Annotated in this window: 21 protein-coding genes; 12 read left to right on the top strand and 9 right to left on the bottom strand. The window is 67.1% G+C overall.

Going from position 1 to position 25,372, the window contains the following annotated elements; all coding sequences use genetic code 11:
• Nucleotides 1-28 precede the first annotated feature (28 nt).
• Both gyrA and ACYYG1_RS08030 read left to right on the top strand, forming a co-directional pair.
• Nucleotides 29-2,479 carry a DNA gyrase subunit A gene (gene gyrA, locus ACYYG1_RS08025; RefSeq protein WP_461209779.1) on the top strand — a complete coding sequence of 817 codons (2,451 nt, stop codon included), beginning with the start codon at nt 29-31 and terminating at the stop codon, nt 2,477-2,479.
• Nucleotides 2,480-3,253, top strand: coding sequence for a tetratricopeptide repeat protein (locus ACYYG1_RS08030; protein WP_461209780.1), 774 nt, complete (start codon nt 2,480-2,482; stop codon nt 3,251-3,253).
• A gap of 107 nt (nt 3,254-3,360) precedes the next feature.
• Here ACYYG1_RS08030 and ACYYG1_RS08035 read toward each other — a convergent pair whose 3' ends face one another.
• The 4 genes from ACYYG1_RS08035 to rlmB form a co-directional block, all read right to left on the bottom strand.
• Nucleotides 3,361-4,707, bottom strand: coding sequence for a deoxyribodipyrimidine photo-lyase (locus ACYYG1_RS08035; protein WP_461209781.1), 1,347 nt, complete (start codon nt 4,705-4,707; stop codon nt 3,361-3,363).
• Nucleotides 4,704-6,281 carry an SDR family oxidoreductase gene (locus ACYYG1_RS08040; RefSeq protein WP_461209782.1) on the bottom strand — a complete coding sequence of 526 codons (1,578 nt, stop codon included), beginning with the start codon at nt 6,279-6,281 and terminating at the stop codon, nt 4,704-4,706. Before ACYYG1_RS08040 ends, ACYYG1_RS08035 begins: the two co-directional genes overlap by 4 nt.
• Nucleotides 6,274-7,251, bottom strand: a complete 978-nt coding sequence (locus ACYYG1_RS08045) for a YbgA family protein (protein WP_461209783.1) — start codon at nt 7,249-7,251, stop codon at nt 6,274-6,276. The genes ACYYG1_RS08040 and ACYYG1_RS08045 overlap by 8 nt, the downstream gene beginning before the upstream one ends.
• A 104-nt stretch (nt 7,252-7,355) precedes the next feature.
• The gene (gene rlmB / locus ACYYG1_RS08050; protein ID WP_461209784.1) at nt 7,356-8,114 is read right to left on the bottom strand and encodes a 23S rRNA (guanosine(2251)-2'-O)-methyltransferase RlmB; all 759 of its coding nucleotides are present in this window, start codon (nt 8,112-8,114) and stop codon (nt 7,356-7,358) included.
• 171 nt (nt 8,115-8,285) lie between these two features.
• Here rlmB and ACYYG1_RS08055 point away from each other — a divergent pair, with 171 nt between their 5' ends.
• Together ACYYG1_RS08055 and ACYYG1_RS08060 are read left to right on the top strand one after the other, a co-directional pair.
• Nucleotides 8,286-10,172, top strand: coding sequence for a LysM peptidoglycan-binding domain-containing protein (locus ACYYG1_RS08055; RefSeq protein ID WP_461209785.1), 1,887 nt, complete (start codon nt 8,286-8,288; stop codon nt 10,170-10,172).
• A 144-nt stretch (nt 10,173-10,316) separates the two neighbouring features.
• Nucleotides 10,317-10,508 (top strand): YqaE/Pmp3 family membrane protein, encoded by a 192-nt coding sequence (locus tag ACYYG1_RS08060; protein ID WP_461209786.1) that lies wholly within the window; start codon nt 10,317-10,319, stop codon nt 10,506-10,508.
• Between the two features lie 122 nt (nt 10,509-10,630).
• On the opposite strand, the gene sfsA is transcribed toward ACYYG1_RS08060, so the two are convergent.
• Nucleotides 10,631-11,341, bottom strand: coding sequence for a DNA/RNA nuclease SfsA (sfsA, locus tag ACYYG1_RS08065; protein ID WP_461209787.1), 711 nt, complete (start codon nt 11,339-11,341; stop codon nt 10,631-10,633).
• Nucleotides 11,342-11,469: 128 nt separating this feature from the next.
• Here sfsA and ACYYG1_RS08070 point away from each other — a divergent pair, with 128 nt between their 5' ends.
• The 3 genes from ACYYG1_RS08070 to ACYYG1_RS08080 all read left to right on the top strand — a co-directional run bounded on the left by ACYYG1_RS08070 (nt 11,470) and on the right by ACYYG1_RS08080 (nt 15,551).
• Nucleotides 11,470-12,642, top strand: a complete 1,173-nt coding sequence (locus ACYYG1_RS08070; protein ID WP_461209788.1) for a pyridoxal phosphate-dependent aminotransferase — start codon at nt 11,470-11,472, stop codon at nt 12,640-12,642.
• A gap of 40 nt (nt 12,643-12,682) precedes the next feature.
• On the top strand, nt 12,683-14,116 hold the full coding sequence (locus tag ACYYG1_RS08075) for a sensor histidine kinase (protein ID WP_461209789.1): 1,434 nt from the start codon (nt 12,683-12,685) through the stop codon (nt 14,114-14,116).
• A gap of 61 nt (nt 14,117-14,177) precedes the next feature.
• Entirely contained in the window at nt 14,178-15,551 is a 1,374-nt protein-coding gene (locus ACYYG1_RS08080) for a sigma-54-dependent transcriptional regulator (protein WP_461209790.1), read from the top strand.
• Nucleotides 15,552-15,718: 167 nt separating this feature from the next.
• Here the strand turns inward: ACYYG1_RS08080 and ACYYG1_RS08085 are convergent, their stop codons facing one another.
• The 4 genes from ACYYG1_RS08085 to ACYYG1_RS08100 all read right to left on the bottom strand — a co-directional run bounded on the left by ACYYG1_RS08085 (nt 15,719) and on the right by ACYYG1_RS08100 (nt 18,406).
• The gene (locus ACYYG1_RS08085) at nt 15,719-16,516 is read right to left on the bottom strand and encodes a hypothetical protein (RefSeq protein WP_461209791.1); all 798 of its coding nucleotides are present in this window, start codon (nt 16,514-16,516) and stop codon (nt 15,719-15,721) included.
• Nucleotides 16,517-16,617: 101 nt separating this feature from the next.
• The gene (locus tag ACYYG1_RS08090; protein WP_461209792.1) at nt 16,618-17,790 is read right to left on the bottom strand and encodes a THUMP domain-containing class I SAM-dependent RNA methyltransferase; all 1,173 of its coding nucleotides are present in this window, start codon (nt 17,788-17,790) and stop codon (nt 16,618-16,620) included.
• Nucleotides 17,791-17,803: 13 nt separating this feature from the next.
• The gene (locus ACYYG1_RS08095; RefSeq protein WP_461209793.1) at nt 17,804-18,094 is read right to left on the bottom strand and encodes a YciI family protein; all 291 of its coding nucleotides are present in this window, start codon (nt 18,092-18,094) and stop codon (nt 17,804-17,806) included.
• 69 nt (nt 18,095-18,163) lie between these two features.
• Nucleotides 18,164-18,406, bottom strand: a complete 243-nt coding sequence (locus ACYYG1_RS08100; RefSeq protein ID WP_461209794.1) for a hypothetical protein — start codon at nt 18,404-18,406, stop codon at nt 18,164-18,166.
• Between the two features lie 162 nt (nt 18,407-18,568).
• Between ACYYG1_RS08100 and ACYYG1_RS08105 the strand changes: the two genes are divergently transcribed.
• The 5 genes from ACYYG1_RS08105 to ACYYG1_RS08125 all read left to right on the top strand — a co-directional run bounded on the left by ACYYG1_RS08105 (nt 18,569) and on the right by ACYYG1_RS08125 (nt 25,321).
• On the top strand, nt 18,569-19,363 hold the full coding sequence (locus ACYYG1_RS08105; RefSeq protein WP_461209795.1) for a class I fructose-bisphosphate aldolase: 795 nt from the start codon (nt 18,569-18,571) through the stop codon (nt 19,361-19,363).
• A gap of 6 nt (nt 19,364-19,369) precedes the next feature.
• Entirely contained in the window at nt 19,370-19,765 is a 396-nt protein-coding gene (locus ACYYG1_RS08110) for an OsmC family protein (protein ID WP_461209796.1), read from the top strand.
• 197 nt (nt 19,766-19,962) lie between these two features.
• Nucleotides 19,963-22,977, top strand: coding sequence for a DEAD/DEAH box helicase (locus ACYYG1_RS08115; RefSeq protein WP_461209797.1), 3,015 nt, complete (start codon nt 19,963-19,965; stop codon nt 22,975-22,977).
• A gap of 218 nt (nt 22,978-23,195) precedes the next feature.
• Nucleotides 23,196-23,828, top strand: coding sequence for a LysE family translocator (locus tag ACYYG1_RS08120; RefSeq protein WP_461209798.1), 633 nt, complete (start codon nt 23,196-23,198; stop codon nt 23,826-23,828).
• 131 nt (nt 23,829-23,959) lie between these two features.
• Nucleotides 23,960-25,321, top strand: a complete 1,362-nt coding sequence (locus ACYYG1_RS08125) for a response regulator (RefSeq protein ID WP_461209799.1) — start codon at nt 23,960-23,962, stop codon at nt 25,319-25,321.
• The last annotated feature ends 51 nt before the right edge of the window (nt 25,322-25,372 follow it).

Raw genomic sequence — 25,372 nt, forward strand, 5'->3', positions numbered from 1 at the left:
CGAGGCAAACACAAGACGAGGACATCCCGTGGACAATTCGACAATCAGCATCGAAAGGGAAATTCAGAAATCCTACCTGGAGTATTCCCTGTCCGTGATCATCGGACGGGCCATACCCGACGTGCGCGACGGCCTGAAGCCCGTGCATCGGCGCATCCTTTTTGCGCAATACGAACTGGGCAACACATTCAACAGGCCCTACAAGAAATCCGCCCGCGTCGTCGGTGACGTCATCGGTAAATACCATCCCCACGGCGACTCCGCAGTGTACGACGCCTTGGTGCGCATGGCCCAGGTATTCTCCATGCGCGATCCCCTGGTGGACGGGCAGGGCAACTTCGGATCCATCGACGGCGACTCCGCGGCGGCCATGCGTTACACCGAAGCGCGCATGTCGAGGCTGGCTGGCGAGTTCCTGGCGGACATCGACAAGAAGACCGTGGACTTCCGTCCCAACTACGACAACTCCCTGCAGGAGCCCTCGGTGCTGCCCACCAAGGTGCCCAACCTGCTGCTCAACGGCTCCACGGGCATCGCCGTGGGCATGGCCACCAACATCCCGCCCCACAACCTGGGCGAGCTGGTGGACGCGCTCCTGGCGCTCTTGGCGGACCGCAAGCGCCCGGTGGAGGATCTGATGGCCCTGGTCCATGGGCCGGACTTCCCCACGGGCGGCTACGTGTACGCGGGCCAGGGCCTCAAGGAGGCCTATCGCACGGGCCGCGGCTCCGTGAAGATCCGCGGCAAGCTCAAGGTGGAAGAGCGCAAGCGGGGCATGGAATCCATCGTCATCACCGAGATTCCCTACGCCCTGAACAAATCCACCCTGGTGGAGAAGATCGCCCAGCTGGTGCACGAGAAGCGCATCGACGGGGTGGCCGACCTGCGCGACGAGTCGGACCGCAAGGGCATCCGCGTGGTCATCGACCTGAAAAAGGGCGTGATCCCGGACATCGTCATCAACAGCCTGTACAAGTTCACGGCCCTGGAGACGTCCTTTGGCTTCAACATGATGGCCGTTGTCAACAACCGGCCGCAGTTGTTGAACCTGAAGGACATCCTGTCCCATTTCCTGGACCACCGCTCCGAGGTCATCATCCGGCGCACGCGCTTCGACCTCGCCAAGTCCGAGGCCAGGGCCCATATCCTGGAAGGCCTGCGCATCGCCCTGGACAACATCGACGAGGTGGTCAAGATCATCCGCGCGTCCACGACCCCGCAGGACGCCAAGGAAGCCCTGAACGAGCGCTTCGGCCTCACGGACAAGCAGTCCCAGGCCATCCTGGACATGCGCTTGCAGCGCCTGACCGGCCTGGAGCACGAGAAGCTCATCGAAGAGTACACCGAGCTCTTGAAGACCATCGAATACCTGAAGAGCATCCTGGAGCGCCCCGAGGTGCTCAGGGGCGTCATCAAGGAGGAGCTGGAGAAGCTCAAGGAGACCTACGCCACCCCGCGCCTCACCGAGATCGTGGCCGACGACCTGGAGGGCATCGACATCGAGGATCTGATCCCGGACAGCGACGTGGTCATCACCCTGTCCAAGCGCGGGTACATCAAGCGCACGGACCTGGCCAACTATTCGGCCCAGAAGCGCGGAGGCAAGGGCATCTTCGGGGTGCACACCTCCGACGGGGACTTCATTCTCAACTTCCTGGTGACCTCCAATCACCAGAGCCTGATGCTGTTCACCAACAACGGGCGCATGTACCGCATGAAGGTCCACCAGATCCCCGAGGGCGGGCGCACGGCCAAGGGAGTGCACATGAACAACCTGCTGCCGCTGGGCAAGGACGAATACGTGGTCTACGCCCTGACGGTGCGCGACTTCCTGCCCGAGCGCTACTTCCTGTTCATCACCAAGAAGGGCATGGTCAAGCGCACGGCCGTGGATCAGTACGCCAACTGTCGGGCCACGGGCATCATCGCCGTGAACGTGCGCGACGACGACGAGCTGCTGCAGGTCACGGAAGTGGGCGCGGACGACGAGGCCGTGCTGGTTACGCGCGACGGCTTCTCCATCCGCTTCAGCTGCAAGGACGCCCGGCCCATGGGCCGCGGCACCGCCGGCGTGAAGGGCATCGCCCTGCGCGGCAGGGACGCGGTGGTGGCCGGCGTGGTGGCCAAGCCCGACGAAACCAGGGACATCCTTACCATCTCGGACAAGGGCTACGGCAAGCGCACCAGCTACGACCTCTACCGCCTGCAGTCGCGCGGCGGCAAGGGCATCATCACCATGAAGACCACGCCCAAGACCGGCGGGCTCCTCGGAGCCATCATGGTGGACCTGGCCGACGAGATCATCCTCATGACCAGCGAGAACAAGGTCATCCGCATGGGCGTGGCCGACGTGCGCAAGGTGGGCCGCGCCACCCAGGGAGTGCGCCTGGTGAGCATGTCCGAGGAAGGGCAGGTGGCCGGGTTCGACCTGGTGCGCGACAGGCAACTGGAAGAAGCCCAGGAAGGCCTGGACAAGTAGATGCATAAGGCCCTTGTCGTGCTCCTTCTGGTCCTGGCGGCCGGATGCGGTCCGTCCGTGGACCACGGAATGATCGGCCAGGCCGACGAGGAGTACGGCAGGGGCAATTACCTCAAGGCCGAAAGCCTGTACGAGCGCTACCTGGAGGCGGAGCCCCAGGGCGAGGCCAGGTATCGCGCCTGGGAACGGCTGGCGGACATCGCTGACAACGTGCTCGGGGACCAGCGCAAGGCCGCCACGGTGCTGGAGGCCGCGTACCTGGAGTTCTCGGACAGCCCCGGCCGCGCGGCGGGCATGCTCTGGCGCCTGGCCCGCATCTACACGGACCTGCGCGACTGGGACAAGGCCACCGAGGCCTGGGGCAAGCTCCTTTCGGACTACGAGGTGCCCCAGAACAAGCTTTGGGAGGTCTACTGGAACCTGGGCAAGATCCACCAGTTCCAGGGCCGCTACGCCCAGGCCAAGGAATCCATGCATGACTGCATGAATGCGGCGCCGGATGACGGGTCGCGGGCCCTGTGCCTGTACGAACTGGCCCAGGCCTATTCCTTCCTCAAGAACCGGGAGCAGGCCCAGGCCCGCCTGGAGCAGCTCCTGGCCATGCAGGGGGCGGACGAGGAGCTCAAGGCCCTGGCCGCCTATCTGCTGGCCGAACAGGCCGAGGCCGAGGGCGACGTGCCCCGGGCCCGGGAACTCCTGGAATCCATCCGCAGCACCTATCCCAACCCCAAGGTCGTGGACTCCAGGCTACGGCATCTTGAGGAGCTTAAATAAGGGATCGAATCCCGAATGCAATTCAAGCGGGGATGCCGAGCATCCCCGCTTTTTTTGTTTCCGGAAACCCTTGTGCGGCAAGGGCTGATAGGCTGTTTTGACCCTGATTAGACCGGAAGGGCGAAGCGGGCCGCATAGGCGTCCACGTCGAACTTGCGGCGGCAGCCGCGCTCGTTCATATAGCGCACCGTGCCCAACACGGGCCGCTCCTTCCAGGGCCGGTCGTGCAGCCCGGCCACGGACCACAGCGCGCCCACGTAGCCGTTGGGGTCGCGGCCGTCCAGTTGGTAGCGGTCGTTGAGGGCGATGGCCGTGGCCAGGGCGTCCTCGGGCGAAGGGCTCCATTCCAGAATCTTCTTGGCCCAGTACATGCGCATGTACCCGTGCATGGTCCCGGTGGCCAGCAGCTGGCCCTGGGCCGCGTTCCAGAGGGCGGAATGGGTGCGCGCGGCCTCGAACCGGGCATATGTGTACAGATGGGGCCGGGGGTCGTCCCGGTGGGCGTCGAGGGTCTTCACGGCCCAGGCCGGAGCGCCGTCAAGCGAATCGTAGTACGGATTGTAAAAACAATAATTATCGGACAGTTCCCTGCGCACGACCAGCTCTTCCAGGAAGGCGGCTGCGTCTTCGCCCCGGCCCGTGCGCCCGGCCTCCAGGGCGGCGCGCTGGGGGGCCAGGTGCCCGAAATGCAGGTACGGCGAGAGCCCGGACACGGCCTCCGCGTTGGGGTCGTTGCGCCGAACCGCGTAGCCAGAAATTCCGTTCAGAAAGCCGTCCAGCCGCGCGCGGGCCGCGTCCTCGCCCGGGGGCGTGGGCACCGGGGCCACGGACTCGTCCACGCGCAGGTCGGCCCGGGCCGCGTCCCAGTCCGGTTCGGCCAAGGCCGGGGCCGGGACCGCCGGGGGCTCGAGCTCCGGGAAATCCTCCAGGAATTCCGGGAGCAGGCGGTGGATTTTGGGCCGAATGGTGCGCGCGGCGTATTCCTGTTTGTCCGAGGCCGCGCGCACCGGGACCACGTTGTGCGCGTCCACCTCGTGCACGGGCAGTCGCACGGCCTCGCAGACCCCGCGCAGCCAGCCGCGCTTCACACGCAGGGGGTCGAAGTCCGTGACCAGGACGCTGGCCGCGAGGGCGGAGCACAGCGTCGGGATCTCGCGCACGGGGTCGCCCGTGAGCAGGGCCAGGGGAATGCCGCGCCGGGCCAGGCGCGCGGCCGTCTCGCGCAGGCCCCGGAGCAGGAAGTCGTATTGCCTGAGGGTCGCGCCCAGGAACCCAGGCGCCAGGCAGAAAGCCGCCACCAGGGGCCGCTCGCTCTCGGCAAGGTCCCGGGCGTGGAGCAGGGCCCAGTTGTCGCGGGCGCGCTGGTCCCGGCTCAGCCAGCAGACAACGGGCCCGGCGGACAACTCCCCCGTGAGGGGACGCAGGGCGTGCACGCGGCCGGGATGCACCTTCATGGCTCGCCTCCCTCGTCGGCCCCGGGCAGGCGGCAGCGCACCTGGCCCGCGCGCACGGGCGAGGGGCCGTCCAGGATGGGGCAGTGGGTGGTGCGGGCCATGGAGCGGATCATGCCCCGGAAGACCAGCCCATGCAGGGGATACACGGACCACCAGTAGAGCAGCCCGGCCACGCCCCGGGGCAGGAAGGTGGCCGTGACCGTGAGCTGCGTGTCCCCGGTGTCCATCTGGTCCATGGCGAACTCCAGGAGCGCCTCCCCGGGCAGCTTCATCTCGGCCTGCAGCAGCAGGCGGTTGGGGGGCTGCACGTCCAGCACGCGCCAGAAGTCCAGGGCGTCGCCCACCACGATGCCGGTGTCGTCGCGCCTGCCCCGGCGCAGGCCCACCCCGCCCACGAGCTTGTCCATGAAGCCCCGCAGCCGCCAGAGCCGGTCCCCGTAGTACCAGCCCGTGTTGCCGCCGATGGCGGACACGCGGTCCCAGAGCTCCTCGGGGCAGCCGCCCAGGCGCACGCGGTAGGCGTCCGAGAGCACGGTGCCCCCCGCGTAGCGTGGGTCGCCGCTCACGGCCCATTCCGGGGGCTGGGTCAGCCCGGCGTCGGACCAGCGCGTGTCCACCACCCGCTGCTGGACCTTTTGCAGGGCCCGGCGGATGGCTGTGCGGCAGTCCACCAAGTCCCGGGGCATGATCGAGCGGATGCGGTGGTCGTGGCAGACCACGCGGTTGCGCAGGCCCAGCACCAGGGGCCGGGCCAGGGACACGGGAATGGGCGAGACCAGACCCAGCCACAGGGAGCTCAGGCGGGGCGTGAGCATGGGCACGGGCACGATGAGCCGCCTGCGCAGCCCGGCCTCCTGGGCGTAGATCTGGAACAGGCGTTCGTAGGTCTCGATGAACGGCCCGCCGATGTCGTAGTCCTGGCCCGCGGTCTCGGGGTGGTCCAGGCAGCCGGCCAGATAGGCCAGGACGTCGCGGATGCTGATGGGCTGGGATTCGGTGCGCACCCAAGAGGGGGTGATCATCACGGGCAGCCGGTCCACAAGATAGCGGATCAATTCGAAGGACGCGCTGCCCGAGCCCAGGATCACGGCGGCGCGCAGCACCGTGGCGGGCACGGGGCCGGACTTGAGGATATCGGCCACCTCCCCGCGCGAGCGCAGGTGTTCCGAGAGGTGGGGGTCGTCGGGGGTGATGCCGCCCAGGTAGATGATGCGGCAGACCCCCGCGTCCCGCGCGGCGCGGACCATGTTGCGCGCGCCCTGGCGGTCCCGTTCGGCGTAGTCCCCGGCTCCGGGGTCCATGGAATGCACCAGATAATAGGCCGTGCGGCAGCCGGACAGGGCGCTGGTCAGGCTGTCGGGGTCCTGCACGTCGGCCTGGACGATCTCCAGGCGCTCGTGCCCGCCCCAGGGGCGGCAGTGGAGCTTGTGGGGGCTGCGGCCCACGGCGCGCACGCGCAGCCCCCGGTTCAGGAGCCGGGGCACCAGCCGTCCGCCCACGTAGCCCGTGGCCCCGAGCACGGCCACTGTGCCGTGGGTATGGCGGGAGCAGGTCCCGGGGGCGGCGTCAGACATGGTTCCTCAGGCGCAGCTCCATGGGGTGGGGATGCAGGTACCACTGCTTTTCCAGGTACGGCTCCCGGTACTTTCGCACATAATGGTTCATGAGGGTCACGGGCACGATGAGCGGGGTCAGGCCCAGGCGGTACTGGTCGATGACCTCCAGCAGCTCCTGCTTCTCGTCGGACGTGAGCAGCTTCTTGAAATGCCCCACGCAATGCGTCAGCACGTTGACGTGCTTCTTGACCGTGGACTTGCGGGACAGGGCGCGGGAGAGCAGGGCGAAGTAGCGGTCCAGGACCTCCTGGAGGCCGTCCTCGGCAACCCGGGCCACCAGGCCGCCCATCTCGCGGTAGGTGACCTCGTCGTGGGAGCGGATGAGCATCTTGTGCCGGGTGTGGAAGTCCACCAGGGCGCCGCGCGCGGGCCCGGCGTCCAGCATGTCCCGCCAGCGTTTGAGGGTGAACACGCGCACGATGAAGTTCTCGCGGATCACCGCGTCGTTCAAGCGTCCGTCGTCCTCGAAGGGCAAGAGGGGAAAGGCGTCCATGACCATGCGAGCCCAGATGCCCGTGCCGCTGTACAGGGGCTGGCCGTTTTTCTGCCAGACCTTGATGCCGCGCATGCCCGAGGAGGGCGAGCCGTGCTTGAACACGTAGCCGCAGATGCCCTCGGCACGCAGGGCCTCGATGCGTTCCCGGCCCCAGGCGCGCATGCGTCCGGTCCAGTCCTGGCCGGATTTGGTGCCCACCAGGCGCGGATTTTCGGGGTCGCCCGCCAGGCGCACGGTCTCCCGGGGCAGGCCCATGCCGCAGCCCACCTCCGGGCATACGGGCACCCAGTCCACAAAGGCCCCCAGGTCGTCGCGCAGGTAGCGGTCCAGCTTGTGGCCCTTGTTCCAGCGCACTTCCTGGCCCAGGAGACAGGCGGCTATGCCCAGGCGGATTTTTTCCATTTGCAGAGCATAGCCTGTCTTCAGCGCCATGGAAAGCCCGGGGCGCGCAAGCCGGGGACGGCAAAGAAAAGAAGCAGCGCGGCAGCGGCAGCGGAAAAGGTTATGAAGCCTTGGTGCGTCAGGGTTCCCGAGGTCTAGGCCAGCCGCCTGCGGGCGAACTCCGCGATGATCATGGCCGCGGCTTGGGCCACGTTCAGGGAGTCGAAGGGCCGGGCCAGGGGGATGGTCAGCTCCAGGTCCGCGCGCTTGAGCACGCCCTGGCGCACGCCCGTTTCCTCGTTGCCCAGGACCAGGACCGCCGGAGTTGACAAGTCGGCCTCATACATGTTGGTTGCACGAGGGCCCACCGTGGCGGCGTAGATGGTGAAATTCCGCTCCTGGCACTGGTCCAGGGCGCGCGACAGGTTCACCACCTTGGCCACGGGCAGCCGGGCCAGGGCTCCGGCGCTGGCCTTGTAGGCCGCCGGGCCCATGTAGGCCGTGCGGTCCTTGGGCACGATGAGCCCCGCGCCCCCCAGGGCGTAGAGGGTGCGGGCCAGGGCGCCCACGTTGCCCGGGTCCTGGACCTGGTCCAGGGCCACCAGGAGCGGCAGGGGCGCAGTGGCAGCCTCGTCCAGGATTTCGTCCAGGGTGGCGAAGCCCCGGGAGACCACCCGGGCCACCACGCCCTGGGTGTTGCCCGGGCAGAGCCGGGCCAGTTCGGCCCGGGGAAGCATCCGGTATCGCAGGCCGGATTTTTTGCAAAGGTCCAGGATTTTGGTTATTTCCGGGCCTCGGACACCCTGCTGGAAGAACACGGTGTCCACCTTGTCCGGAGCGGCGGAAAGCTGCTCCAGAACGGGTTTGCGGCCGGGCACCAGACCCTGGCCTTGCTCCTGCGCCTTGTCGTGCATGATATGGCCCTGTGATAGTTAATGTTTTTTCTCGGCCAGAGGCGGCGCAGCCCGCGTTCGCGGGCAAGTATCTCTTGACTAAGAATAGAGTTTCTTGAAAGAGAATCTAGAATACATGCTGAAAAATGGGCCTCTCGCCCCTGTTGATCAGTACATACACGTGGAAAGGGCATGAATCCAGAGCATAGAAAGAGGCTGGTCGCGCTGGCGGCCGTGTGCATTGCGGCGCTGCTCGTGACCGGTTGCGTGGCCAGGAAATCCGGGACCCTGGACCAGGGGGTGGAGATCACCTCCGAGGCCCAGGAGCAGCGGGAAGAGGCCCAGGAAGAGGCCGTGCCCTCCGTGGAGGAGGAGGCCGCCGAGGCCCAGGCCTCGGCCCAGGGCTCTAGCCCGCTCACGGCCCAGGAGGAGCAGGCCCTGGAGACGGAGCCCGAAATCCGTTTCGACCTGGATCAGGTGGACACCAAGGAGGTGCGCACCTTTTTCCAGTTCTTCACCCACGACAGCAAGGGCCGCAAGAATTTCGAGCGCTGGCTGGAGCGGTCCTCCAAGTATCTGCCCTACGTGCGCCGGGTGTTCGCAGAGCGCGGCCTGCCCCACGATCTGGTCTACCTGCCTTTCGTGGAGAGCGGCTACAACCCCCTGGCCGGGTCCCGCGCCGGGGCCAAGGGCATGTGGCAGTTCATGCCCTTCACGGGCAAGAAGTTCGGCCTCAAGGTGGGCTGGTGGGTGGACGAGCGCTACGATCCCTACAAGTCCACCCAGGCGGCCGCCGATTACCTGAGCGCCCTGTACGACGAGTTCGGCGACTGGTATCTGGCGCTGGCCGCGTACAACGCGGGCGAGGGCCGGGTGGCGCGGGCCATCAAGCGCACCGGCTGCGACGACTTTTTCGAGCTTTCGCAAAAGAAGCAGAACCGCTGGCGCAGGGGCCGCAGGCTGTATTACCTGCCCAAGGAGACCCGCTACTACGTGCCCAAGCTCCTGGCGGTGATCAAGATCGTGCGCAACCTGGACTCCCTGGGCTTCACCCGTCCGGACTGGGACGGCGACGGCCTGGTGGCCGAGGTCACGGTGCCCCCGCGCACGGACCTGCGCCAGGTGGCCAAGGCCGCGGGCCTGAGCTGGGACGAGTTCAAGGACCACAATCCGGCCTACGCCGAGCCCGGCAGCCACCCCGACGAGGAGAGCAGCGTCTACCTGCCCCAGGACAAGCTGGCCGACGCCCAGGCCTATCTGGACGGGGACCCGGTGGAGTACACGGCCTATTACAGCTTCTACAAGGTGCGCCGGGGCGATTCCTGGTACCGCATCTCCCGCCGCTTCGGCGTGCCCATCAAGGTTCTCAAGAGCTATAACAGCAAGCATTCCAATCTGCTGCGCCCCGGGCAGAGCCTCAAGATTCCGGGCAAGGGCGAGAGCCGTCTCACGGCCCAGAAGATCAAGTCCCAGCGCAAGCAGCGCATGGAGAACGCCCGGCGCGTGGCCTCGGGCCAGGCGGCCAAGGACGGGAAATACACCGTGGCCCCGGGCGACTCCCTGTGGTCCGTGGCCAACGCCAACGGCCTGAGCGTGGCCGAACTGGCGCAGGCCAACGGCCTGTCTTCCAGGGCGGGCCTGCGGGTGGGCCAGGTGCTCACGGTTCCCGCGGACGGCGGTTCGGCCGCGGTCGAGGCCGAGGCGGCGGACGGCAAGGTGCGCATGCTGGCCCAGTCGCGCTCCAACTACGTGGTCAAGAGCGGCGACTCCCTGTGGTCCGTGGCCAAGCGCTACCAGACCACCGTGCAGACCCTGGCCAAGGCCAACGGCCTGTCCTCCGGGGCGTCCCTGCGCATCGGGCAGAAGCTCTACATCCCGGACCAGTCCACGGCCGCATCCAAGCGTTCCCTGGCCGAGGCCCAGGAGGCCAAGACCCTGATCACCTACAAGGTGCGCCGGGGCGACACCCTGTATTCCATCGCCCGGCGCTTCGGGTGCACGGCCCAGAACATCCGCGACTGGAACGGCATGGACACCCCGCGCATCTATCCCGGCGACAGTCTTAAACTTTACCAGTAGGCTGCCCATAAACGCACGATTGCTTCGTTGCTGCGGAAAAAACAAACCCTCGCGTAGCGGAAGCGTTGGAATACGCGTCGGCCTTGCTTTTCCCTTGCGCCTCTCACTCGAACATTTTTGGACAGCCTACAACAAGGGAAACCCATGCGCCTGATCCTGGCCATCCTGCTGCCCTGGCTGCAGTTCTTCACCATCGGCAAGCCCTTCCAGGGCATCTTCTGCCTGATCCTGCAGCTCACGCTCCTGGGCTGGATTCCGGCGGCCATCTGGTCGGTGTACGCCCTGTCGCAGTACAAGACGGACAAGAAGATCGAGGCCATGCACCGGGGCCGATAGCGCCTGTTTTAGCCAATTCGCGACAAAACGGCGAAGCCCTTCCGGGCTTCGCCGTTTTCATATCGGGATCGCCAAGGGGGTGACCCCCTTGGCCGGGGGCGCGGGGGCTGGCCCCCACTCTCTTATGGTCTCGGCGCCAGGGGCAGCCTGGGGCCCAGGCCGATGCCCCGTGCCGTGACCTCGGCCAGATAGGGCCAGATCTCCACGCCCGCGTCCCGGGCCTGCCAGAACAGGTCGGCGAAGTCCGGGTCGACCATGTCCGCCGGGCCGAAGCAGGAGCAGTCGGCGCGCTGCACCAGATAGAACCCGGCCACGCGCACGCCCTGGCCGGCCAGGGAGATGAGCTCGCGCAGATGCTTCTGGCCGCGCACGGTGACGGCGTCGGGGAACAGGGCCACGTCGTCCTCCACCAGGGTCACGTTCTTGGCCTCCACGTAGAGCACGCCGCCCGGCCCCTCCAGGCGCGCGTCCAGGCGCGAGTCGCCGATGGTCGCCTCGGCCCGGAATTCGGCGTAGCCGCGCGTCTCGGGCAGTGCCCCGGCCAGGTGCGCGGCCTTGAGCAGGCGGTTGGGGGTCAGCGTGTTCACGCCCACGCGCGTGCCGTGGAAGTCCACGGTCTCCAGGGTCCAGGCCAGCTTGCGATTGGGATTCGCGGCCGGGGAGAGGAGCACCTCGGAGCCCGGGCGCACCAGCCCGAGCATGGACCCGGAATTGTTGGTGTGCGCCCAGAGGCTCCCGCCCCGGTATTCGGTTTCCACGCTAAAGCGCTTCACGCGGCGCACCAGGCGCGCGGTTACGCAGCCGGGGGGGAAGGGCAAAAGGGGTTGCGGCATATATCTGAGTCCTGGGCACGGGGCGGATCCCCGGCCATTTACGTTCCAAGGAAATTACCCTAAGAACGAACCATTCGGAACGAGGGCGTTCCGACATTATCGACAACATCATTCAAAGCGGGCGAGAAATGAGGATTTCAAGGAAGCTTTCCGCCGTCAAGCCGTCGGCGACTCTGGCTGTGACCGGCAAGGCCATGGAACTGCGCGCACAGGGGCGCAAAATCACGAGCCTGTCTGTGGGAGAGCCGGATTTCGACACTCCGCAGCACATCTGCGACGCGGCCAAGGCCGCCATGGACGAGGGTTTCACCCGCTACACGCAGCCCGGAGGCATGATGGAGCTGCGTGCGGCCGGCGCGCAGTATTTCAATACATATTACAATACCAACGCGGACGGTGACGCCGTGATGTTCGCCAACGGCGGCAAGCAGGTATTGTACAACATCATGCAGTGCTATCTGGAGCCGGGGGACAAGGTCCTGATTCCGGCCCCCTACTGGGTCAGTTATCCGGCCATGGCGCTGTTGGCCGACGCCGAGCCGGTGATCGTGCCCTCGGGCGTGGAAAAGGGCTTCAAGGTCTCTCCCGAGGACCTGGAGGCCGCGTACACCCCCGAGGTGCGGATGCTGATCCTCAACTCGCCCTCCAACCCCACGGGCGTGCTGTACTCCGCCGAGGAGATGGATGCCCTGGTGGACTGGGCCGTGAGCCGCAAGGTGCTGGTCATCTCCGACGAGATCTACGACCGTCTGGTCTATTCCCCGGCCAAGCCCGTTTCCCTGGCCCCGGCCTGGGAGAAGCATCCCGAGTGGATCGTGATCGCCAACGGCCTGTCCAAGAGCTTCGCCATGACGGGCTGGCGCGTGGGCTTCGCCCTGGGCCATCCCGACCTGATCAAGGCCATGTGCAAGCTCCAGGGCCAGAGCGCGGGCGGCATCTGCTCCATCACGCAGAAGGCGGCCCTGGCCGGGCTGACCGGCTCCCACGACTTCATGGCCGGGCGCAACGCGGCTTTCGAGCGCCGGCGCGACCTGTGCCTGGAGATCATGTCCACCTGGCCCGGGGTGGTCTGCCCCAAGCCCGAGGGCGCGTTCTACGTGTTCCCGGACGTCAGCGCCCTGTTCAACGACAAGATGCCCGACTCCACCACCATGTGCACCGCGCTCCTGGAGGAGGCCGGCGTGGCCGGGGTGCCCGGCGCGGCGTTCGGCGACGACAACTGCCTGCGCTTCTCCTACGCCGTGGACGACGAGGTACTGGCCGACGCCCTGACCCGGGTCGGCGAGGTCCTGTTATCCTGATCAACCCGCGCGCCCTGCGCGCATCGAGGCCAAGGGCTTGATGAAGTCCCCGTCCCCCTTCTCGGACCCAGCGCGTCCGTTCCAGATGGTGAAGTTCCTGACCTGGAGCTCGCTGGTCCTGATATTGACCATCGTGCTCCTGATGTCGGTCTTCATCGCCAACACGGCGCGCGAGAAGCTGCTCGCCAAGCAGCGGGGCTTCACCATGCTCCTGGCCGACAACCTGAACCACCAGATCTTCCAGCGCTTCACCATCCCCACGGTGTTCAAGTATGGGTACGTGGGCCTGAAGAACAAGGACCAGTACAAGCAGATGGACCGGGTGGTGCGCGACACCATCCACGGCCAGCACGTGCTGGAGCTGCGCATCTACGACCTGGACCGGGTGGTGGCCTACAGCACGGACTCCGACCTGGTGGCCAGGACGGACCTGGCGGGCGGCGCCGTGAAACGGGCCCTGGAACAGGAGCGGCATTCCTTCGAGATCGTGTCCAAGGCCTCGCCCCTGTGGGCCATGTTCCAATTCGACATGGAGCCCGGCAGCGTGATCCTGCGCATCACCTATCCGCTGAAGACCGAGCGTCCGGTCCTGCGCGGCGGCCCGGCCGGGCAGATCATCGGTGTCCTGGAATTCACCCAGGACATCACCGGGGACTTCAAGGCCGCGGTGAACTTCCAGTGGGTGATCATCGCCATCTGCCTGTTCACGGCCCTGGTCCTGTTCCTGATGCTCTTGGTCTTCATCCGCAGGGCCGACGCCATCAACGCGGACCGAGTGCAGCGCATGAGCGCCCTGGAGCGCGAGCTGCACCAGTCCGAAAAGCTGGCCAGCATGGGCCGGGTGGTGGCGGGCATCGCCCACGAGATCCGCAACCCCCTGGGCATCATCCAGTCCAGCGCGGAACTGCTGCTCAAGAAGGCCCAGGCCGAGAACTCGCCGCGCGTGTCCATCATCCAGATCATGTTCGACGAGATCAGGCGGCTGTCCCAGACCGTGAACGACTTCCTGGACTACGCCCGTCCCAAGAAGCCCCGGCGCGAGGACGTGAACCTGGCCCTGGTCCTGGACCAGGCCCGGGCGTTTCTGGAGCACAAGGCTCGGGAGGCCGGGGTGGAGTTCGCGGGCGAGTACCCGGAGGCCATGGCCGTCAAGGGCGACAAGGACCTCCTGTACCGCGCCCTGTACAACATCATGGTCAACGGCATGCAGGCCATGGAGAAGGGCGGGACCCTGCGCATCTCGGGCCGCCAGGACCGCCGCGAGGTGGTCCTGGAGTTCACGGACAGCGGCCCCGGGTTCACGGACGAGGCCCTGGAGCGCCTCACGGACCCGTTCTTCACCACCAAGGACCACGGCACGGGCCTGGGGCTGGCCATCGTCTCCAACATCCTGGACAGCCACGGGGCTTCCCTGTCCTTCGCCAACGCCGAGGGCGGGGGCGCGAGGGTCACCCTGGCCTTCCCCCGGGGTTGACGCGCGCCCGGCCGCGTGATCGAACTGGGGCGAGCCCTTCGCAACGAACCAAGGAGCCCCAATGGCCAGCAATATCCTCGTCCTTGACGACGAAAAGAACTATCTGCTCATTCTCGAGGCCCTGCTCACGGACGCGGGATACGACGTCACCGCCCTGAGCAACCCCGAGCTCGGACTCGCCTACCTGGAGGAATCCGAGGTGGATATCGTGGTCACGGACATGAAGATGCCCGAGCTCACTGGCCAGGACGTGCTGGAGCACGTGCATAAGAACTATCCGCACATCCCCGTGCTGATCATGACGGCCTTCGGCAGCATCGAGTCCGCCGTGGAGGCCATGCGCCTGGGGGCCTTCGACTACATCACCAAGCCCTTTTCCAACGAGGAGCTGCTGCTGACCCTGTCCAAGGCCGAGCGCATGGCCAGGATGCTGCAGCAGAACCGGCTGTTGCGCGAGAACCTGGAGGAACGCTTCGGCCTGCACAACATCGTGGGCCGGTCCAAGGCCATGGCCGACGTGCTGCGCATGGTGGACAAGGCCGCGCCCAGCCGCAGCACCGTGCTCATCCAGGGCGAGTCGGGCACGGGCAAGGAGCTGGTGGCCCGGGCCATCCATTTCGCGTCCCCTCGCAAGGACGGGCCCTTCGTGTCCGTGAACTGCATGGCCCTGAACCCCGGGGTGCTGGAGAGCGAGCTGTTCGGCCACGAGAAGGGATCGTTCACCGGGGCCGTGGCCAGCCGCCGGGGCCGCTTCGAACTGGCCGCCGGGGGCACCCTGTTCCTGGACGAGATCGGCGAGCTGTCCGCGGACATGCAGGTCAAGCTGCTCAGGGTCCTGCAGGAGCGCAAGTTCGAGCGCGTGGGCGGTTCCAAGGAGGTGGAGGTGGACATCCGGGTGGTCACGGCCACTAACGCGGACCTAGCCGCCGCCGTGGAGCGCGGGGACTTCCGCGAGGATCTCTACTACCGGCTGAACGTGGTGCTCATCAACATGCCGCCGCTTCGCGAGCGGCGCGAGGACATCCCGCTTTTGGCCGCGCACTTCCTGGACAAGTACGCCAAGGAGAACCAGAGCCGCATCACGGGCTTCTCGCCCGAGGCCCTGGACTACATGTCCGGGTACGACTGGCCGGGCAACGTGCGCCAGCTGCAGAACGTGGTGGAGCGCTGCGTGGTCCTGGCCCCCGGGGACACCATCCGCGTGGAGGACCTGCCCGCCGAGGTGCGCGACGAGGAGTCGCAGTTCAAGAGCGCGGTGGACCTGTTGCCCTTCCGCCTGAACCTGGCGGACACGTTGGAGAAGATCGAGGCCGCCCTGGTGCGCCGGGCCCTGGCGCGCAACGACTTCGTGAAGGTCAAGACCGCCGAGTCCCTGGGCGTCTCCAAGTCCCTTCTTCAGTACAAGCTCAAGAAGTACAATCTCACAGGCCAGTAGCAGGCCGTCCACAAACAGCGATCTGCTTCGTTGCTGCGAAAAATGCAAAACCTCGCGTACGGGAGTACGCGTCGGTCTTGCATTTTTCTTGCGCCTTGCATCTCACTATTTGTGAACGGCCTGCGCTAAGTGGCTGCTGAAGAATTTGGGAATCTTTTCGCCCTGTTTCAGTGCAGGAATATCCCGTCCTGGAAGATGCGCTCCAGGGTCTTCAGGCGCTGGGCGTTCTTTTCCTGGAGGTCGTTGATCTCCTGGGCCCGTCTCCGATACTCCAGATCCAGCTCAGATCCCTTGCGGAACCGCTTGCCGTCGAAGTCCGCGTTGAGCTTGTGGCGCATGGCCGCCGCCTTGTCGCGGGTCTGGACGAATTCCCGACGCAGCCCGTCGAAGCGGTACATGTCGTCGGGCCGGTCGAAGTAGATGGCGCTGGTGTAGTAGAGGGGGTTGTCCCGCTGGGTGACCAGGGCGCCGCTGGTGGTTTCCAGGGCCATCCACAGGCCCGGGGACAGGGCGGCCATGACCCAGGCGTGGTTGGCCAGGCTCAGGTAATTGATGAACCCGCCGCGCACGCATTGGGTTTCGACGTTGCCCCCTGCGATGCGCGCGGGGATGCCGCGCGAGGTCAGACGGAACCACACGGCCTCGCTCATCTGCTTGCACTGGGTCTCGGTGAATTCGGAGTAGTGGTTCTTGGACGAATAGTCCTGGAGCACCGCAGCGATTATCCGCGCCCGCTCCTGCTGCTCCGGGGAGAGGAGCTTGTCCATGCCCGGGGGCATCTCGCCGGCGGGCTCGCCCGCCCGGGCGGGGGCCTGGGCCTCGGGGGCGGCCTGGGGCGCGGGTTCTTTCCTGGAGCCGCTGATGGAGATGCACACGCCCGTGTCGTCCTGCCGGATCACGGCCGTGTCGGCCAGGGCCGCGCCAGCGAACACCAGCAGGGCCAGCGCGAGGCATGTCGCTTTCATGAGTCCCCCTTTGTCTTGCCTGCCTGTATACCCCGGATGCTTCGCCACGGGCAATAGCGGGGCGGGCGCAAGGGGGCGGCGCGGCGAAAAACGGCGGGGTTCTAGGCTTTTCGGCTTCCGGCGTAGAGGTCGTAGAGCAGCAGGCGGCATTCGATGGGGCCGTTCATGAGGATGACGCGCTCGCGGGTGCGCAGGCCGATGCGCTTGGCCAGGGCCAGGCTGCCCGTGAACACCGCGCCCGCGTAGCCGCCGCAGCGCTGCTTGAGGAAGTCGCCCAGGGCCTTGTACACGGCCTCAAGCTCGGCCTCGTCGCCCAGGCGCTTGCCGTATGCCGGGTTCACGGCCACGAGGTTCAGGCGGCGGCGCAGGGGCTCGGGCACGGCGGATTCGCGGAAGTCGCAGACGCTGAAATCGATGTGGATGTCCATGCCCGCCTGCTCCGCGTTGGTGCGCGCGGCGGTTACGGCCTCGGGGTCGATGTCCGAGGCCGCGATGGGCGCGGCCGTGGTCTGGCGCATGGCCGCCCGGGCCTCGGCGCGCAGGGCGTTCCAGGCCTCGGCGTCGTGGCCCAGCAGGTTGCGGAAGGCGAAGCCCGTGCGCAACAGCCCCGGGGCGGTGTTCGTGGCCAGGAGCGCGGCCTCGATGGCCAGGGTGCCGGAGCCGCACATGGGGTTGGCCAGGGCGCCCTTGCCGTCGTAGCCCGCCGTGAGCAGGCAGGCTGCGGCCAGGGTCTCGCGCATGGGCGCCTTGTGGGGCATGGTGCGGTAGCCGCGCATGGACAGGGGCTCGCCCGTGGTGTCCAGGTACAGGGTGGCGGTCTTGCCCTGCCAGTGCAGGGCCAGTACGCAGCCCGTGCGGTCCGGGCCGGAGTCCGGGCGGCGGCCCATGCGCTCGCTGATGCGGTCCACCACAGCGTCCTTGACGCGCAGGGCCGCGAAGCGCGAGTCCTTGATGGTGGGGTTGTCCACGTTGGCGGTGACCGAGAAATAGCCGTCCGCCGGGATGATCTCCTCCCAGGCCAGATCCGCCACGCGGGCGTACAGCTGGTCCGGGTCCATGGCCGTGAAGCGGGACAGTTGGTAGAGCACCCGGTGGGCCGTGCGCAGGGAGAGGTTCAGGCGCATGCAGTCATGCAGGCCGCCCTGGGCCAGGACCCCTGAGGCGGACTCGGCCTCGGGTTTCAAGTCCAGGGCGCGTATCTCCTGGGCCAGCACGGGCTGCACCCCGCGCGCGCAGGTCACGAATATCTTGCTTTTGGCGGGGATGGCGGCCATGGCGGCGGGCAGCCTAGGCCGTGCGCAGGAAGCCGAGTTCCGCGCAGGTCATCACGGGGGCGAACTCCGTCACGTCGTAGTCCGCCACCTGGTTGCTGTTGAAGGGGTCCTGGGCCAGGACGGCCATGAGGGCCTCGAGGCTCTCGGCGCGGGCCAGGATCACCCCGCCCACTCGCGGGTTGCGCGGCCCGGAGGCCAGGAACATGCCGCAATCGTACTGGGCGCGCAGGAACGCCCGGTGGGCTTCCAGGTGGGCGTCCACCGTCTCCAGGGGCGCTTTGTAGGTCAGGGTCACGATGAACATGGGGCCTCGCTGTTTCGGGTTGGGCGGCGACCATACGCCACGGCCCCGGGACAGGCAAGAAGCGCCCCGCTAGGCCAGGACCCAGACGCCCTGCGGGCAGTCCGCCGCGTTGCGGCAGACCCCGCTGTCGCGGAGTTCCTGGGCCGCCCGGCGCATGTCGTACTGCCAGGTGTAGAACAGGTCCCCGGAGGAGCGCAGGGCGTCGCCGTGCCGGTTCCAGATGTATTTGGCGACCTGGACGATGGTGGCGTGCCCGCCGTGTTCCGCCAGGGCTTCCCGGACCCAGTTCACGAGGTCTTTCTTGCTGGCCATGGGCTCTCCTTTGGTTGAGGAATATTGCGTAGCAGATAGGGGAAAAAAGACAACGCCCGGGCCCGGGTTTCGCGTGTTGACCTGCCCGGGGTTTTCAGTTGAAGTGGTGCCGTGCCCGGGGCCTCCCGGGCGTAACCAGGAACGAACAAACAGGATGAGGACATGCTAGGAACCATGCGGCGGCTAGGCCGCCTGTTTCATCCCCAGAGCGCCCGGGCCGTGGTCCTGGCGCTGGACCACGGGGCCAGCGAGGGCATGGTCCCGGGGCTGGCCGAGGTGCCCGCGCTGCTGGCCGGGCTGCGCGAGGTGCCCGTGCAGGGGGTGGTGCTGAACAAGGGCATGGCCCGCGCCACGGTGGGCGGCATCGACCTGGGCAAGAACGTGGTGGTCAATCTTTCGGCGGGCACCAAGCACGGGCTGCCCACCTACAACCAGAGCCTGGTCTGTTCGGTGAACGAGGCCCTGCGCCTGGGCGCGGACGCGGTGTCCGTGCACCTGAACATCGGCAACGACCTGGAGGACCGCATGCTCCAGGATTTCGGCATGGTCACGGACGACGCCCACGCCCTGGGCATCCCGGTGATGGCCACCATCTTCGCGCGGGGCGGCCAGATCGTGAACGAGCTGGACCCGGCGCTCATCGCCCACTGCATCCGCCTGGGCGGCGAGCTGGGCGCGGACGTGGTCTGCGTGCCCTATTCCGGGGACCGGGAGAGCTTCTCCCTGGCCGTGGCCGCGTGCCCGGTGCCCGTGCTGGCCGCGGGCGGCCCCAGCCAGCCCGGCTGGCAGGCCTTCAAGAACATGGCCGCCGAGGTCCTGGAGGCGGGAGCCGCCGGGGTCTGCCTGGGGCGCAACATCTTCCAGCACAAGGAACCTCTCAAAGCATTGTCGGAAGTCTGCGAGCTCGTGCACGTTCCCCGGGAGGACGGGGACAAACCCAAGAAAAACGGGAGATGAGAAACCATGCAGAAGATTCTGGACATCACATATGAGGACGGCATGCGCATGGTGGTCAACGTGGACGGGCACGCCGTCGCCACGGACATGCCCGTGGCCAAGGGCGGACAGGATACGGCTGCCAATCCCTTCCTGCTGTTCCTGGCGGGCCTGACCTCCTGCTCGGCGCTGTTCGCCAGGAAGTTCTGCACCGAGCGGGATATCCCCACCGAGGGCCTGGCCGTGCGCGGGGTCTGCGAGGTGGGCGACCCCACCTGCCTGGAGGGCATGACCCTGCAGTTGACCCTGCCCGAGGGCTTTCCCGAGAAGTACCGCAAGGCCATCGTCAAGGCCGTGGAGCAGTGCCCGGTGAAGAAGACCGTGCTCAATCCCCCGGCCATCGAAACCAAGATCATGAACTGAAGCCAAGGGTCCGGGGCGAACACCCCGGGCCCTGCCCTTAAAGCCTACCAGCCTTACTGACACAAGCATCCCCCCACCCCAAGAAAAAGGTCTTTTGGAGAGGAAGGGAGGGGGTCCGGGGGAGGGAGGGGGAACCTTTTCTCCTCAAGAAAAGGTTCCCCCTCCCTCCCCCGGAATAACCAGCAACCCACCCCGCAATGGCCGACATACGCGAATACATCGAGGCGCTCACAGCCTCGGACCGGCTGGGCCCCCTGGTGGCGCACCACGAGGAGGTTCCCGCGCGCGCGGCCGAGCACGGGACCTGCCGCAAGTCCTGGCCCGTGACCATGGAGCGGGTGCTGGAGGGGCGGGGCATCAAGGCCCTGTATTCCCACCAGGCCCGGGCCATGGACGTGCTCCGGGCCGGGCGCAACGTGGTGGCGGCCACGCCCACGGCCAGCGGCAAGACCCTGATATACAACCTGCCCGTGCTGGAGCAGGTGCTGCAGAACCCGGATTCCCGGGCCCTGTACCTGTTCCCCCTGAAGGCCCTGGCCCAGGACCAGCTCCGGGGCTTTGAGGAACTGGTCGCCACCTGGCCGGCCGGGCAGCGCCCCACGGCGGCCATCTACGACGGGGACACCAGCCAGCATTTCCGCAGGAAGATCCGCGACAACCCGCCCAACGTGCTGATGACCAACCCGGAAATGCTGCATTTGGCGCTGTTGGCGCACCACGACAAATGGGCCGCGTTCTTCGCCGGGCTGACCCACGTGGTGGTGGACGAGGTGCACACCTACCGGGGGGTGCTGGGCTCGCACATGGCCCAGGTCTTCCGCAGGCTGCTCAGGGTCTGCCGGCGCTACGGGGGCGAGCCGGAATTCGCGTTCCTTTCGGCCACGGTGGGCAACCCGCGCGAACTGGCCTCGTCCCTCACGGGCCTGGACGTGGAGGCCGTGACCGAGAGCGGAGCCCCGGCGGGCGCGCGGCATTTTCTATTCCTGAATCCGGCCCTGACCATGGCGGACAGCCCGTCGCAGGTGGCAATCCTGATGCTCAAGGCGGCCCTGGCGCGGGGTTTGCGGACCATCGTCTACACGGGGTCGCGGCGCATGACCGAGCTCATCGCCCTGTGGGCCTCGGAGCGCTCGGGCCCGTACAAAGAGCGCATCAGCGCCTACCGCGCCGGGTTTCTGCCCGAGGAGCGGCGGGACATCGAGGCGCGCATGGCCTCGGGCGACCTTTTGGCCGTGATCTCCACCAGCGCCCTGGAACTGGGCATCGACATCGGCAGCCTGGACCTGTGCATCCTGGTGGGCTACCCGGGCACGGTGATGCAGACCCTGCAGCGCGGGGGCCGGGTGGGGCGCGCGTCCCAGGAGTCCGCCGTGGCGCTCATCGCCGGGGAGGATCAGCTGGACCAGTATTTCATGCGCCATCCCCGGGACTTCTTCGCCCGCTCCCCGGAGTGCGCGGTGCTCAATCCGTACAACCCGCGCATCGTGGAGCAGCACCTGGTTTGCGCGGCGGCCGAGCTGCCCATGCGGCCGGACGAGCCCTGGCTCCGGGAACTCGGGGTGGCCCCGGTGGTCAAGGACCTGGAGGACCGGGGCAGGCTGCTGCTGTCCGCCGACGGGGAGACGGTCTATTCCCACCGCAAGCGGCCGCACCACGAGATCAGCCTGCGCGGGTCCGGGGGCCAGTACGCCATCGTGACCCGGGCGGGGGACAAGGACGTGGAGGTGGGGCGCATCGACGAGCACCGGGCCTTCAAGGAGACGCACCCCGGGGCCGTGTATCTGCACCGGGGCAAAAGCTACGTGGTCCAGGACCTGGACCTGGGCGCACAGACCGTGCGCGTGAGCCCGGCCAAGGTGGACTGGTACACCCGGGTGCGCGCGGACAAGGACACGGAAATCCTGGACATCCAGGGGGCGAGGGTCGCCTGGGGCCTGCGCGTGTTCAAGGGCCGGCTGAAGGTCACGGAGCGGGTCACGGGCTACGAGAAGCGCCGGGCGCGCGGGGGCGGGCGGCTGCTCACGGTGGTGCCGCTGGACCTGCCGCCCATGACCTTCGAGACCGAGGGCCTGTGGCTTGAGATCCCGCGCGCCGTGCAGAAGAGCGCGGAGAACGAGTATCTGCATTTCATGGGCGGCATCCACGCCCTGGAGCACGCGGCCATCGGCATCCTGCCGCTCTTGGTGATGACGGATCGCAACGATCTCGGGGGGATATCCATCCCCTTCCACCCCCAGGTGGGCGCGGCGGCGGTGTTCATCTATGACGGCGCGCCCGGGGGCGTGGGCCTGTCGTACCAGGCCTTCGATCTGGCCCCGGAGCTCTTGGCGCGCACCCTGTCGGTGATCGCGGAATGCCCGTGCGAGACGGGCTGCCCGTCCTGCGTGCATTCGCCCAAGTGCGGCTCCGGCAACCGACCCATCGACAAGGCCGCGGCCCTGTACCTCTTGCGCGTCGTGGAACAGGCGCCCCCCCCGGCCCTGGAACCCCTGCCGGACATCGGCCCTGTTTCCGAGGAACCCACACACGTCCAGGTCACGGCCACGGCAGCGGAAATCTCCGCCCCGGCACCGCCCATGGAACAAGGAGCTACGGACATGAATACGTATAGTAATACAAAACAATATACTGAAATCGAGGGGCCCGCCGCCCCGGACGCACGCGAGAATGCCGGGGCCCCGGAGCGCTACGGAGTCTTCGACCTGGAGACTAGGCGTTCGGCCCAGGAGGTGGGCGGCTGGCACCGGGCCTGGAAGATGGGCGTGTCCTGCGCCTGCCTGTACGACTCGGACACGGGCGAGACCCGGGCCTACCTGGAGGAGGAGATTCCCGAGCTCCTGGAGGACCTGCGGGCCCTGCCCCTGGTGGTGGGCTTCAACATCAAGCGCTTCGACTACACGGTGCTCAAGGGCTACACGCAGTTCGACTTCAAGGTCTTGCCCACCCTGGACATTCTGGAAAAGGTCCACGAACGCCTGGGCTACCGCCTGTCCCTGGACCACCTGGCCGGGGCCACCCTGGGCGCGCAGAAGTCCGCGGACGGGCTGCAGGCCCTTCAGTGGTGGAAACAGGGCCGCATCGACGACATCGTGGCCTACTGCAAGCAGGACGTGGCCGTGACCCGCGACCTGTACCTCTACGGCCTGGAGCACGGGCACCTCCTGTTCACCAACAAGGCCGGGAACACTGTGCGCCTGCCCGTTTCCTGGTAGCCCAGGCCGCCCCAAAGCGCGCGATCGCTTCGTCGCTTCGCTGCTTCGAAGAATACAAGCCCTCGCGTATGTCTGGATACGCGTCGGTCTTGTATTCTTCTTGCGCCTTGCGCTCGCACATTTTGGGACGGCCTGGGCAATGGGCTGAGCCGTATTACGGTTCGTTGACGGCTCCTGAAATCCTTGCTTTTTCCGCATTCGGCGGGCACCATCCGGCTATGCTTTCCCTGTGGAACGAGTTTGCGTCGGGCGCTGTGCTGGGCCTGTCGGCCGGGCTGTCGCCCGGGCCGCTTCTGTCCCTGGTCATCACCGAGGCCGTGGCCTCGGGGCCGGGGGCCGGGGTGCGCGTGGCCCTGTCCCCCCTGGTCACGGATGTGCCCATCATCGTCCTGTGCACGTTCCTGCTGGCCCAGGCCTCGGGGCTGCCGCGCGTCCTGGGCGGCGTGTCCCTGGCGGGCGGCTGCTTCATCCTGCTGATGGCCCTGGACGCCTGGAAGGCGCGGATCCCCGCGTCCGGTGAGGACGAGGCGCGCCGTTCCCTCCTGCGCGGGGTGCTGGCCAACATCCTGAGCCCCCATCCCTACCTGTTCTGGATCACGGTGGGCTCGCCGCTGCTGATGGCGGGCTGGCGCCAGGAGGGCGCGGCCGGGCCCGGGCTGTTTCTGGCCGGGTTTTACGGCTGCCTAGTGGGTTCCAAGATAGTGGTGGCCGTGGCGGCCGGACGTTCCCGCGGGCTCCTGGCGGGCCGGGGCTATCGCCTGGTCCTGCGCGTCATGGCCGCGGTGCTGGGCGTGTTCGCTCTGTTGTTCTTCTGGGAAGGACTGCGGCTCCTGGCCACGGGAAAGGTATAGCCCGGCGGAAACGGTTTGTGGATACCGGCCGTTCCCCGCGGCGACAAAGACATGAAAACCAGCGGGCCCCAGTACGTTCGCGCCGCGTGTTGTCCGTTGCGTAAAAACGGAAAACGACATATGAATTTTCTATGCCAGACCCCCGCATACTCATAGTTGACGACAGCATCACCATCCGCAAGGCGCTGCTCAAGCAGCTCAAGGCATTGGGCGCCGTGGTCACGCAGGCCGAGGACGGCGCCAAGGGGCTTGAAACCGCGCGCCGCCACGCCGGAGAGTTCGATCTGGTCATCTCCGACGTGGACATGCCGCATATGAACGGTTTCGAGATGTGCGAGGCCATCAAGTCCGATCCGTCCACGAGCAGCACCCCCGTATTGATCCTCAGCTCCCGCGACCGCGACGAGGACATCGAGCGCGGCTTCCGCGTGGGCGCGGACGGCTACCTGACCAAGTCCGGCGGGCCGGACAAGTTCCTGGCCAGCGTGCGCGAGTTCCTGGATCGCCAGGACGTGATCCGCAACCGGGTCGTGCTGGTGGTGGACGACTCGGGATACATCCGCAAGACCGTGGCCAGCGCACTGGACAAGGCCGGCTACAAGGTGCAGAGCGCCAAGAACGGGCGTGAGGCCCTGGACATGCTCAAGGACGGGGTGCGGCCCGACGTCATCATCAGCGACATCGACATGCCCGTGATGAACGGCGTGCAGTTCTGCATGCGCGTGCTGGCCGACCCGGAGCTGGAGAACATCCCCTTCCTGATCATGAGCGCGGACGACGATTCCGCGCTCGTCCGCCGCATGTACCAGCTGGGCGCGGCCGCCTACCTGGTCAAGCCCTTCGGCATGGAGCAGCTGCTGCACACCATGGAGAAGCTGCTCTCGGACCATTTCCGCAAGCTCCTGCGGGAAAAGGAGCGCCTGCGCCACGAGCACACCCTGATGCTGGGCTCCATCACCAGCCTAATCCAGGCCCTGGAGGCGCGCGACGTCTACACCCGGGGCCATTCCGAGGCCGTGGCCGAGATAGCCGTGGGCATGGGCCGGGTCATGGGCTTCGAGGAGGACGAACTGGAGAGCCTGGAGATCGCCGCGCGCCTGCACGACCTGGGCAAGATCGGCATCCCGGACAGCGTGCTCCTCAAGCCCGGCAAGTTGACCCTCAAGGAATACGAGATCATCAAGACCCACCCCACCATCGGCGCGGAGATCCTCAAGCCCATCCCCAGCATGGAGCAGCTCATCCCGGCGGTGCTCAGCCACCACGAGCGCATGGACGGCAAGGGCTATCCCCAGGGCCTCAAGGGCAAGGACATCCCCCTCTGGGCGCGGATCATCGCCGTGGGCGACATCTACCACGCCCTGACCAGCAACCGCCCCTACCGCGACCCCATGCCCGAGGAGCGCGTCCTGGCCATCATCGACGAGGCCAAGGTCAGCCATCTCTGTCCGGACTGCGTGGCTGTGTTCATGAAGATGATCAGCGGAGACTGAGCCTCGCCTCCCTCGATTCCCGTTGCATGCGCCGCGCGAGGCGGCATTCGC

It is taken from the genome of Desulfocurvus sp. DL1XJH-121, assembly GCF_054819825.1.

Bases quoted from the DNA above. Each gene is read 5' to 3' on its own strand.
- ACYYG1_RS08105 (WP_461209795.1), top strand. From the start codon at position 18,569: ATGCTAGGAACCATGCGGCGGCTAGGCCGCCTGTTTCATCCCCAGAGC.
- ACYYG1_RS08040 (WP_461209782.1), bottom strand. From the start codon at position 6,281: ATGTCTGACGCCGCCCCCGGGACCTGCTCCCGCCATACCCACGGCACA.
- ACYYG1_RS08125 (WP_461209799.1), top strand. From the start codon at position 23,960: ATGCCAGACCCCCGCATACTCATAGTTGACGACAGCATCACCATCCGC.
- ACYYG1_RS08090 (WP_461209792.1), bottom strand. From the start codon at position 17,790: ATGGCCGCCATCCCCGCCAAAAGCAAGATATTCGTGACCTGCGCGCGC.
- ACYYG1_RS08095 (WP_461209793.1), bottom strand. From the start codon at position 18,094: ATGTTCATCGTGACCCTGACCTACAAAGCGCCCCTGGAGACGGTGGAC.
- ACYYG1_RS08100 (WP_461209794.1), bottom strand. From the start codon at position 18,406: ATGGCCAGCAAGAAAGACCTCGTGAACTGGGTCCGGGAAGCCCTGGCG.
- ACYYG1_RS08120 (WP_461209798.1), top strand. From the start codon at position 23,196: ATGCTTTCCCTGTGGAACGAGTTTGCGTCGGGCGCTGTGCTGGGCCTG.
- ACYYG1_RS08045 (WP_461209783.1), bottom strand. From the start codon at position 7,251: ATGGCGCTGAAGACAGGCTATGCTCTGCAAATGGAAAAAATCCGCCTG.
- ACYYG1_RS08035 (WP_461209781.1), bottom strand. From the start codon at position 4,707: ATGAAGGTGCATCCCGGCCGCGTGCACGCCCTGCGTCCCCTCACGGGG.
- ACYYG1_RS08110 (WP_461209796.1), top strand. From the start codon at position 19,370: ATGCAGAAGATTCTGGACATCACATATGAGGACGGCATGCGCATGGTG.
- ACYYG1_RS08115 (WP_461209797.1), top strand. From the start codon at position 19,963: ATGGCCGACATACGCGAATACATCGAGGCGCTCACAGCCTCGGACCGG.
- rlmB (WP_461209784.1), bottom strand. From the start codon at position 8,114: ATGCACGACAAGGCGCAGGAGCAAGGCCAGGGTCTGGTGCCCGGCCGC.
- ACYYG1_RS08075 (WP_461209789.1), top strand. From the start codon at position 12,683: ATGAAGTCCCCGTCCCCCTTCTCGGACCCAGCGCGTCCGTTCCAGATG.
- ACYYG1_RS08060 (WP_461209786.1), top strand. From the start codon at position 10,317: ATGCGCCTGATCCTGGCCATCCTGCTGCCCTGGCTGCAGTTCTTCACC.
- ACYYG1_RS08085 (WP_461209791.1), bottom strand. From the start codon at position 16,516: ATGAAAGCGACATGCCTCGCGCTGGCCCTGCTGGTGTTCGCTGGCGCG.
- ACYYG1_RS08070 (WP_461209788.1), top strand. From the start codon at position 11,470: ATGAGGATTTCAAGGAAGCTTTCCGCCGTCAAGCCGTCGGCGACTCTG.
- ACYYG1_RS08030 (WP_461209780.1), top strand. From the start codon at position 2,480: ATGCATAAGGCCCTTGTCGTGCTCCTTCTGGTCCTGGCGGCCGGATGC.
- sfsA (WP_461209787.1), bottom strand. From the start codon at position 11,341: ATGCCGCAACCCCTTTTGCCCTTCCCCCCCGGCTGCGTAACCGCGCGC.
- ACYYG1_RS08055 (WP_461209785.1), top strand. From the start codon at position 8,286: ATGAATCCAGAGCATAGAAAGAGGCTGGTCGCGCTGGCGGCCGTGTGC.
- ACYYG1_RS08080 (WP_461209790.1), top strand. From the start codon at position 14,178: ATGGCCAGCAATATCCTCGTCCTTGACGACGAAAAGAACTATCTGCTC.